This window comes from Mailhella sp., from assembly GCF_057866825.1.
The window spans coordinates 1-9877 of sequence record NZ_DBMAHT010000070.1 but is presented as its reverse complement, the minus strand read 5'-3'; the positions used below and the strand labels follow the sequence as shown (position 1 = coordinate 9877).

General features: G+C 59.2%; 10 protein-coding genes and 1 tRNA gene. 5 read left to right on the top strand and 6 right to left on the bottom strand.

All coding sequences use genetic code 11. The features are described 5' to 3' along the window. Nucleotides 1-97 precede the first annotated feature (97 nt). The 4 genes from rpiB to ACZM96_RS07380 form a co-directional block, all read right to left on the bottom strand. Complete coding sequence (rpiB, locus tag ACZM96_RS07395) at nucleotides 98-529, bottom strand: ribose 5-phosphate isomerase B (protein ID WP_489488244.1); 432 nt, start codon at nucleotides 527-529, stop codon at nucleotides 98-100. 51 nt (nucleotides 530-580) lie between these two features. After that, nucleotides 581-1435: a hypothetical protein gene (locus ACZM96_RS07390; RefSeq protein ID WP_489488242.1), complete on the bottom strand. Its 855-nt coding sequence runs from the start codon at nucleotides 1433-1435 to the stop codon at nucleotides 581-583. Further along, complete coding sequence (locus ACZM96_RS07385) at nucleotides 1432-3165, bottom strand: tetratricopeptide repeat protein (RefSeq protein ID WP_489488240.1); 1734 nt, start codon at nucleotides 3163-3165, stop codon at nucleotides 1432-1434. The genes ACZM96_RS07390 and ACZM96_RS07385 overlap by 4 nt, the downstream gene beginning before the upstream one ends. 95 nt (nucleotides 3166-3260) lie before the next feature. Continuing rightward, nucleotides 3261-4349, bottom strand: coding sequence for a sigma-70 family RNA polymerase sigma factor (locus ACZM96_RS07380; RefSeq protein ID WP_489488238.1), 1089 nt, complete (start codon nucleotides 4347-4349; stop codon nucleotides 3261-3263). A gap of 424 nt (nucleotides 4350-4773) precedes the next feature. Between ACZM96_RS07380 and ACZM96_RS07375 the strand changes: the two genes are divergently transcribed. The 5 genes from ACZM96_RS07375 to tnpA all read left to right on the top strand — a co-directional run bounded on the left by ACZM96_RS07375 (nucleotide 4774) and on the right by tnpA (nucleotide 7668). Beyond that, nucleotides 4774-5292, top strand: a complete 519-nt coding sequence (locus ACZM96_RS07375; protein ID WP_346664503.1) for a TlpA family protein disulfide reductase — start codon at nucleotides 4774-4776, stop codon at nucleotides 5290-5292. Nucleotides 5293-5297: 5 nt separating this feature from the next. Further along, nucleotides 5298-5819 (top strand): hypoxanthine phosphoribosyltransferase, encoded by a 522-nt coding sequence (gene hpt, locus ACZM96_RS07370; protein WP_489488236.1) that lies wholly within the window; start codon nucleotides 5298-5300, stop codon nucleotides 5817-5819. 51 nt (nucleotides 5820-5870) lie between these two features. Continuing rightward, complete coding sequence (locus ACZM96_RS07365; RefSeq protein WP_489488234.1) at nucleotides 5871-6875, top strand: DUF3426 domain-containing protein; 1005 nt, start codon at nucleotides 5871-5873, stop codon at nucleotides 6873-6875. 67 nt (nucleotides 6876-6942) lie between these two features. Next, nucleotides 6943-7018 (top strand) — tRNA-Phe (locus ACZM96_RS07360). Between the two features lie 191 nt (nucleotides 7019-7209). Continuing rightward, nucleotides 7210-7668, top strand: coding sequence for an IS200/IS605 family transposase (tnpA, locus tag ACZM96_RS07355; protein ID WP_489488232.1), 459 nt, complete (start codon nucleotides 7210-7212; stop codon nucleotides 7666-7668). Nucleotides 7669-8176: 508 nt separating this feature from the next. Here the strand turns inward: tnpA and ACZM96_RS07350 are convergent. After that, nucleotides 8177-8623: a cytochrome c3 family protein gene (locus ACZM96_RS07350; RefSeq protein WP_294488534.1), complete on the bottom strand. Its 447-nt coding sequence runs from the start codon at nucleotides 8621-8623 to the stop codon at nucleotides 8177-8179. Between the two features lie 43 nt (nucleotides 8624-8666). After that, a complete protein-coding gene (locus tag ACZM96_RS07345) occupies nucleotides 8667-9590 on the bottom strand; it encodes a formate dehydrogenase accessory protein FdhE (protein WP_294488532.1) in 924 nt (307 codons plus the stop codon). Nucleotides 9591-9877: the final 287 nt, after the last annotated feature.

Genomic DNA, 9877 nt, shown 5'->3' with positions numbered 1-9877 from the left:
CACTTGGGGCATTGCCCCTGCCACTGCGCGCTCTACGCTCCGCAGGAACGGCAGACATAGACTTCCCGTATTTTCGGCATGGCCTCTTCCCGGGCAGCTACTTGTTGAACAGATTGATGCGGCGCAGATGACGGCCGCCTTCAAAAGGCGTGTTCAGGAACACGTCCACCATGCTGGCGGCAAGGCCCTGACCGGTCACGCGTTCGCCGAGGCAGATGACGTTGGCGTTGTTGTGGGCGCGGGCGTAGGTGGCGTGGAATTCGGTGGTGCAGAGCGCCGCGCGGATGCCGGGAACGCGGTTGGCGGCCATGCTCATGCCGATGCCGGTGCCGCACACGAGAACGCCTACGGCGTTTTCATCCTTGAGCAGGGCGTCCGTCACGGCGCGGGCCCGGAGCGGATAGTCGCAGCTTGCGGGATCGGAAGGACCGAGATCGTGGACGTCGAGTCCTTTTTCCTTGAGGTACTGCACAAGGAAGGTTTTAAGGTTGAATCCCCCATGGTCGGACGCGATGTAGATGATGCTCATGTCAGTCTCCAGTAGTGACGCGATGTCTGTGTGCGGGGCAGACCCGCCCGGTTATTGATCCAGCGAATAGACGGCGAAGTTCGCCGGCACTTCCAGCTGCATGCCGGATTCGGGCACGCTGCCGGAAGGCAAACGCTCCTTGACGAGCAGCACCATGCGCATTTCGCTTCCGTCGTTGTCCATTTTGCCGTCCAGACGGCGGGGCAGTCCCTTGTCGTCGCAGGCGATGTTCAGCGACCAGCGGCCGTCGATGGTCCAGCGGACGGGAAGCGCGTCGGCGTTCAGCTCCAGTTCGCAGCTGCGGCCGTGACTTCTGTAGCTGTAGATGATGTTGCCGTCACCTCCGGTGAGGTAGCGCTCCGGGGCGGGGACGTCAAGAGCGGAGAGATAGCGTCCGGCGAGAAAGTCGTTGAGCCTGTTCATGCGCATGGGCAGCGGCAGACCCAGCAGTCTGCGCAGGGTGTCCGGGGTTTCGGCTCCGGCGTAGGCCTTTTCGTCGCGGGGCAGCACGAGCAGCATCTGTCCGTTTTCAAACACGGCCTTGGCCACATTGGCTCCCACACCGGCGTTCACTTCGAGGCGAATGGTGCGTTCATCGTCGGAAAAGCCGGGATTGCGTTCCGCATCGTCAAGACCGGCCGTACCCTGATGATCCTGCACGGCAGGCCCGCCGGTGGCGGCGGACCAGAGCAGATAGGTCACTCTCCGGGTGTCGTTGACCGGGCCGAAACGAAGACTGCCGGAGAGCACGTCGTAGCTCGCGGGACGGGCGGAGCGTTCCTTGAACGCCTGCCAGCGGGCGGCGGCGTCGCTGTCGGGAACGATGGGCATGCCCTTGGGACCGCAGCCGGTAAGCGCGGTCAGCAGCACAAGACCGAGAAGAAAAAAGGAGCGTCGGGTCATCATTGCAGTTTTTCCAGTTTGAGGCGCACTCTGTCGGCGTCTTCGGGATAGCCGAGCTTTTCAAAAAGTTCCATGGACTGACCCCAGCCTGTGCGGGCGGAATCCGCGTCGCCCCGGGCCGCGGCAATGTCGCCGTAGTGTTCGAGCATGGCGGGATCCTTGGGTTCGTCCTTGCCGGAGAGGTTCAGGGCCTTCTGTATCTGTTCCCAGGCGTCGTCGAGCTTGCCGCGGCGGTACTGCACCCAGGCCAGGGAATCAAGAATGAAGTCCGCGTCGGGTTCCAGCTCCACGGCGCGCTGGATGAGCCGGTAGGCCCGGTCGAGATCCCTGTTGCCGTCGGCCAGATTGTAGCCCACGTAGTTGAGCGCCAGCGCGTTGTCGGGGTAGCGGGCAATGAATTTTTCCATGAGTTCCATGGCTTTTTTTCTGTTGCCCCGCAGCTCCTGCAGATAGGCCTGCTGGAAGGCCGCGCCTTCGTTGTCGGGATGCAGGCGCAGAGCCTCGGTCACGGCCTTGTCCGCGGCGTCGAAATTCTTCTGTCCGGCGTACAGTTCCGAGGCGAGCAGCAGGGGCTCCGCGTCTTCGGGATGAAGCACGCGCAGCGCGTCGAGTGCCCGGAGCGCTTCGGGAATGCGCTTCTGCTCGTACAGAATGCGCACCTTCATGCGCAGGGCCTTGTCGTATTCCGGGCTCTGGGAGGACACCTTTTCGAGATAGTCGAGCGCGCGGTTGACGTCGGCGTTGGATTCATAAAGCAGCGCCGCATGATAGAAGAAAAGTCCGTCCGGCATGCCCTCCTGCTTTTCGAGGCGGGAGAGCAGCTTTTCGGCCTGATCCGGGTGTTTTTCGTCCATGAGCATGGCCGCCGCGGCCACGGCGAAGTGCAGCGGATCCTGCGTGGAGGCGACCATGGAAACCACGGCGTCCATGTTGTCCTCCTGCAGCATGAGGCGGAGCAGGAAAAGACGCGCGCTGCGGTTGTCGGGATCGTTTTCCAGCAGGGTGCGGTAGATTTTTTCCGCTTCCTTGGGATGGCCGAGCTCTTCCTGCGTGAGCGCGAGAAGCTGCCATGCCTCGGAGTATTCGGGATCTTCCTTCACGGCGACTTCAAGCTGACGTTTTGCGTCGGCAAAGCGGCCGGACACGTTCAGCGCCTGCGCGTAGGCGAAGCGTATCTGCGGCGTCAGCTGCTTTTCGGGAATCTGACGGAACACCTTCATGGCTTCCTGCGGCTGGGCGCTGCGCAGAAGAGCGAGGGCCAGCTCCGCCTGCGCCTGACCGTCGGCGGGATGTTTGCCGGCAAAGTTGCGCAGCAGGCTGATGGCTTCATTTCTCTTGTTGTTCTGGATGAGCAGATCGGCCTGAAGGGATACCAGCGCAAGATCGTCGGGCATCTGGGCGGAAGCCTTCCGGATGAGCGGGGCGGCGTCCTTTTCGCAGTCGTGGGCGAGCAGCCAGATGGCCGCGTCGATGATGGGCGCGGAAGAGGGCAGGCGATAGGTTCCGGTGCCGAATTCCAGCAGACGGTTGGAGGCGTCGATGACGGCTTCGCGGTCGTTGCGGCCGAGGGCGCTGTCGAGCTTGAGCTGGGCGAAGATGAGTTCGGCCCGCTGCGAGGGAGCCTGCGGCGCGAGTCTGATAGGAGAGAGCACGTCGTTCTCTCCGGCGACGGGGCCGTTGCCCGTGGCGCAGCCTGCGGGCAGCAGCAGGAGCGCGAGGGTTGAGGCGAACATCAGGCGCTGCGCCGGAGTGAAGGAAGACAGACGCCTCCGGACTCGGAAAAGGGATGGAATATGGGTGAACATGGATGTCCTGTGCGGCGGAAGAGCTATGGCTGTATCCATTCTTCCGAGAAGTCTTTGATCTCGCGCCCGAGATGTTCTTTCAGTTTTTCCAGCAGGCGCGCTTCCAGCTGGCGAATGCGTTCACGGGTAACATGGTAGCGCTCGCCGATTTCCCGGAGCGTGGCCGGTTCGTCGGTGAGCAGTCTGTGCTCCAGAATATAGACTTCCTTTTCCGAAAGGGAAGGAATGAGTTCGTGGATGCTGTCGCGGACAAGGCGCGATACTTCCGAATCGGCAATGCCTTCCTCCACGCCGGGACCGAGCGCGGGCAGAAAGTCCATGCGGGAGGCGCTGCCGCTGTCGTCGCTCACGGGCAGATCGAGAGACACGTCGCCCGAGTCGAGACGCTGCTGCATTTCCTCCACCTGATCCTTCGTGACGCCGAGCTTTTCCGAAAGCAGGGCCGCGTCGGGATCGAAGCCCTGAAGAATGAGCTTCTGACGTTCGCGGTTCAGGTTGTAGAAAAGTTTGCGCTGCGCCTGGGTGGTGCCTATTTTCACCATGCGCCAGTTGTCCATGATGAACTTGAGAATGTAGGCCTTGATCCAGAACGAGGCGTAGTAGGAAAACTTGATGCCCTTGTCGGGATCGAATTTGTTCACGGCGCGCAGAAGACCCACGTTGCCTTCCTGAATGAGGTCGAGCACGTTCTGCATCCAGCGGCGCTGGAAGTCCATGGCGATGCGCACCACAAGGCGCAGATGCGAGGACACCAGACGGAACGCCGCCTTGGGATCGCCGTTGTCGCGCACCCGGCGGGCGAGTTCGGTTTCCTCTTCCGGCTCCAGCAGCGGGAACTTGCTCACTTCGCGCAGATAGTTCTGCAGATTGTCGCGCATGGGCACGCTGGGCAGCCGGTCTTCCGCAATGGCGGGGAGATTGCTGCCCAGGTCAATGACGCGGCCGTTGTCGTCGAAGTCGTCGAAGTGCTCGTCGAGCGAGGCGTCGTCGGGAAGAAGCTCGCCGTCGCGGGCCTGTTCGAGTTCCGCTTCCATCACCTCGGGGGAGTCGTCGGCATCGTCGTCCGGAGCGTCGGACGGGGCGTTGTCGGCGGAGATTTCGTCGTCTTCCACGGGCTCGACGTCGGGCGAAATCTTCGTTTTTGCAGCGCGGCCTTTGCGCCTGCCTGATTTTTTTTCGGACTCGTCCGCGTTTTTTCCCGAAGGCGCAGCGGGAGTACCGGAGTCGTCTGAAACCGGAGTCGCAGTGATATCGATGATATCCGTATCCTTGCGGGATTTTTTTGTTTTTTTGACACGAGCAGAAGCGCGGGCCGGCTTTTCATCGGCAGATGCGAGCAGCTCCGCTTCATGCGCATCGGAAATTTTCGTCATGGAGTCATCCTTATTTCGGCGTGCCTCCGGGGGTGGAAGCGTGATTGCCGGAATGTATCCTATAGTTTAAGGTTGGCGTTTTCAACGATTTTCAGTACACCTAAAAAAGTTCGCGGAAGAAAAGCCTTCCGCGGGCTTATGTTCTGAGGAAAAGGAGATTATTATGAAAACAAGGCCGCTGGGCTTTTTCCGTCGCATGGCGGGAGTGTTGCTGACGGGCGTCGTCGCCCTCGCGCTGACGCTTCCTTCCTCCGTGGCGTTCGGTCAGGACAAGGCCCCCCAGCTGAAACCCGTGCATACCTATGAACTTCTCGATGAACTGGCCGCCAATCACGGCAAGGTGATTCTGGTGAATTTCTTTGCCGCGTTCTGCGGGCCGTGCCGTCGGGAAATTCCGGAACTCATTAAAATGAGAAAGGAAATTCCCGAGGAGGATCTGCTCATCATCGGCATTGCCATCGACCAGAACATCCGCGAGGCGGATTCCTTTGTGAAGTCCATGGGCATGATGGGAGCCTATCCCGTGTACTACGGCGGAGAGGAACTTTCCCGCGCCTACAGGATAGACGCCATTCCCTTCAACGTCATTTACAACAGAGACGGACATATCGAGGCGAGCGAGGCGGGCTACGTGCCCGGACCGGAAATGAAACAGTTTCTCATGAGTCTCATCAGACGGTAGTGCGCATGAATCAGATGAAGGAAATATTCAGTGCGGCGGTCATTCAGCGACGCGTCGAGGAAATGGCCGCCCAGATAGACGCCGTTTACGGAGAAGAAAGCGTGGTGGCCGTGTGCGTGCTGAAGGGAGCCTTTCCCTTTTTCAGCGATCTGGTCCGCGCCATGAAGTCCGACGTGCTCATTGACTTCGTGCGTCTTGCCAGCTACGGCGATCAGGCGAGCAGCAGCGAGCACGTGCAGATCACCAAGGACGTGGAAATTTCTCTCGAAGGCCGTCACGTGCTCATTGTCGAGGATATCGTGGACACCGGGCGTTCCATGGACTTTCTCATGCGGTATTTTTCCTCGCGGGGAGCGAAGTCCATACGGCTTGCCGCGCTCGTGGACAAGAAGGAACGCCGGGAATTCAACGTGCATTCCGACTTCGTGGGCTTTGATCTGCCCGCGGGCTTCATTGTGGGATACGGCCTCGACTATGCCGAACGCTATCGCACGCTTCCCGGCATCTACGAGCTGCTTGACTGCTGATGCAGGCGGTGTATGGTCTCGGTGCTATCACATAATGATGGAGATTGTTTCATGAACGTTACCTGCCCTCAATGCAACACGGTCTATCGTCTGCCAGATGAAAAGGTGAGACCCGGCGCCAAGCTCCGCTGTTCGGTCTGCCGTCATATTTTTACGCTTCCGCTGGAAGAAAAGACCGATCCTCCCGCACTTTCTCTCGGCGGTGAGGAAAAGGGCAGAGAATCGACCCGAGGCGGCGGTCTCGAACTGGCCGGCGACAGACCGGAAAAACGCGCGCCCGAGCGTCATGACGAAGGCGGCCTGTCTCTTGGCGGCTCAAGCCCCCGCAGTTCCCGGAACGGCGGACTTGAGCTCGCGATGGACGAGCCTGCCGACGTACACGGCGGCAGAGATCGCGTAAGGGAAAGACGCCCCTCGCAGGGACTCAGGCTCGACGGCGACGGCAGTGCCTCGTCGTTCGGTGGTCTGGACATGCCCCGCAAAAAGAGTTCCATCCTTCCCCGTCTGACGAGCTTTCTGGTGTGTCTCGCGCTTGCGGCCGGCTGCGGCTGGATGTGGCAGAACACCCATTACTTGGACGGGTTGAAGGGCCTGGTGGCTCCCTATCTCGGTCTGGAGACGGCGGATCCTTCGGATCCCCTGTCGCTGGTGAGCGAGCTTGTGCTGCAGGATGTGCGTCAGTATCAGGTGAAGAACGAGAAGGTGGGCAACCTTGTCATCATTGAAGGCAAGGTGAAGAACAACTTCCCCGCGCCCCGCGAGCTCATCAGGCTGGAGGCGGAACTGGACGACGCGAACGGCAACAAGCTGATTTCGCAGCAGCAGCTTGCCGGCAACAGCATGAGCTCCTTCCAGCTGGAGTTGCTCGACAAGGAAGAACTCGACAAGGTGCTCAACAACAAGCTCGACATCGTGGAAGCCAACACCAACGTGCTGCCGGGCAATGAAGTTCCCTTTACGATCATCTTCGTCAATCCTCCGGCGGAAGCCAGCGACTACAAGGTGCGCATTGTCGAGGCCTCCATTCCCAAGGGCCCGGGCAATCTTACGGAATAGGAAGAGAACTGAACGTAAAAAAGTTCTTGCCTTTTGTCGAAAGCTGCAGTACATTGCCTTTTGTTGTGCCGAGGTAGCTCAGTTGGTAGAGCAGGGGACTGAAAATCCCCGTGTGGGCAGTTCGATTCTGTCCCTCGGCACCACTTTCAACGTCGAAGAAACGCCTCGGAATGTTGTTCCGGGGCGTTTTTTTGGTTAAAAGAAAACCCCCAGCTAGGCTGGGGGTTCCCGAAAACTTATAGTTATGCGTAGGTTATAAACACTCCTTTTGATTTGCTAAGAAAGAGGTGCGGTCTGGCAACTGCGCCCATAAGCAAATCAAAAGGAGGTCACAATGGGTGACACAAAGAAGTTAGCGCATACGCAATGGAACTGCAAATATCACATAGTCTTTGCACCAAAATATCGCCGACAGGTTTTCTATGGTGAGAAGAAAAGAGTCATAGGAGAAATATTGCGGAAATTATGTGAGTGGAAGGGGGTGAACATAGTAGAAGCAGAATGTTGTCCCGACCATATCCATATGTTGCTAGAGATACCGCCCAAAATGAGTGTATCGGCGTTTGTCGGATATTTGAAAGGAAAGAGCAGCCTGATGATATATGAGCAGTTTGGTGAGTTGAGGTTCAAATATCGTAATCGGGAGTTCTGGTGCCGTGGTTACTATGTCGACACGGTGGGTAAGAATAAGGCAAAGATAGCTGAGTACATCAGGCATCAACTGGCCGAGGATAAACTCGGCGAACAGCTGAGCATCCCATACGCCGGAAGCCCGTTTACGGGCCGCCGGTAACAGAAATGCAGATGTCAGACCGTACATGCGCCTGCTAGGGCGCGGCTGGTAAGAAAGCCTTACAGGCGCATAAGAGGAACCACCGGCTATGCCGGTGGGCCCCCTTTTTTAGGCCGAAAGTGCTCCGTCGGGCGGGAAGTTCCAAAAGGCCGAAATTCGTCTGCGCAATGAACTTTGAAAACGCTGCTTCTTGTATGCTGGTATGTTGTCGCCACAGCGGGGAATGCATGAGGCGGCCGTCATCAGGCCTGTCCGGGAGCAGGAATAGCGAAATAAATCAGCCGATCAGTACAGGCGGAACGACTGTCGGATTCTTGTCCGCGCAGCAGAAAAACTTCTCAACGACTCGGCAAGCGTTGAGAAAGAGCCCTCCCAAGAGGGAGAGACAATAATCTTCGATAAGGACAATCAACGCTTCCCTTGCCCCGGAAGCCCTGACTTCTGCCATAAAAAAGCCTGCGCATCGTTTTTTCGAGGCGCAGGCTTTTTTATCAGGGGAGGCCGAGAATTACTTCTCTTCGTCCGGCTGGATGTTGTTGGGGTGGCAGGGACGGCAGCCCTGGAATTCGGGATGTTCCAGACTCATTCTGCGATGGCAGCCGAAGCAGGAGCGCATGCTTTCTCTGCTGTGGAAGGCCATGAAGCGGCTGTCCTGCTGATTGCTTCTGCCCTGCACGGTATGGCAGCCGGCGTTGCTGCTGCACGAGGCGTAGGGCGACTTTTCTTCCGAAGGACTGTAGTGACAGATGACGCAGCGGGGCTTGTGATGACAGGTATCACAGGGGACGTTGCTGTGGGAGCTGTGATTGAAGGTGACCGCCATGCGGGGAGAAACTTCGCCGCCAAGCACGATGGGATTTTTCGGATACTTGAGATTGGCCTTGAAGTCCTGAGCTTCCGCCGGCGTACACCAGGCGAGGGAGAGAAGAAGGGTAAGAATAAAAAGCGGTTTCATGCGCATTCTCCCGGTAGATTGGGGAAGTGCCCGGAGGCAGTGGCTAGAATTGATTCCAGAAGGAGGGCTTGAGAGGCGTCAGCCCTTTCTGAGCGGCAACAATGTCCATATGCATCATGCCCAGCGCCATGGCGTCCATGTCGGGCGTGCCGGCGCATTCGCGCAGGTCCACGGTAGGGCAGTAGCTCTTGCACTTGGTACACCAGTCGATGCGTTCGCCCCGGCTGTTTTCGCTTTCGCGGAGAAATTCCATGACGCCGGAACCTTCCTTTCCGCAGGAAGGGCAGGCCCCGCGCCGGAAGTGCCATTCGGTGCCGCACAGAGCGCAATGCATATGTTTTTTTCCTCCGCCTCCGGCCAGAAAGGCGTTCTTTTCGTCAAAGACGCGCTTGTCCAGATAGGAGATGGACGGGAAGGAGCCGCATACGGGGCAGAAACCCTGCATCCAGGAGGAAGCGCGTTCGTCCCACGGGGCGTCGTACTTCAGCGCCAGGGCCCGCAGAACGGGTCCGACCACGACCTCCAGCGCAAACAGCAGCACGGCGGGCGGCAGATGCGTTTCTTCCGCGGCCTCGGCGAGCGCGGTTTCGTGCCCGGTGAGGAGCGTGTCGGCGGCGCGCATGCACATCTCTTCCTTCTGGAAGAACGAGGTGAGCGCGTCGGCGTATCCGTTCATGCCGGGCAGCGCTTCCAGAAGCGGCAGCAGCTCGTCGGCCGATTTCCGCAGAAGGGGGAAAAGTCCCTTCAGGCTGGCTCCGGCCAGAAGCGGCGCCCCCTGCTGCGCCCGTTCCTGCCGCCAGGGGGGCAGGACAAAGCCGCTTTCCTCAATCATGGGGGAAAGCTTTTCCGGCAGCGCGGAACGCGCCTCAAGCAGAGGGGCGAACGCGTTCAGCACCGGCGCGAGTACGGGTCTGCGCTCGACGATGCCGGCAAGGGTTTCGGAAACGGTCTGACGGGATTCGGCCATGGTGACTCCTGAGAAACTGGAAGCGGCAAAGGCCGCCGATGAAATGCAGGGTTAGGGCAATGCCCGGTTGCGAGTGCATGCCGGAGCGGACGCTGAAGCGCAGCGCGTCGCCGCAGGACGGGGATGCTCCGAACTTCGTGCCCGTGAAGGCGGCCGAAGGCCGCTTCCGGGACGGGCGCTCCGGCATGAGGCTAGCCGAAGCTCGCGAACTCGTAATAGTGCTTGGGCTCCTCGGCCAGAAGATAGATGACGCTCACGTCTTCCGTGTCCACAAGGCGGGCTTTGGG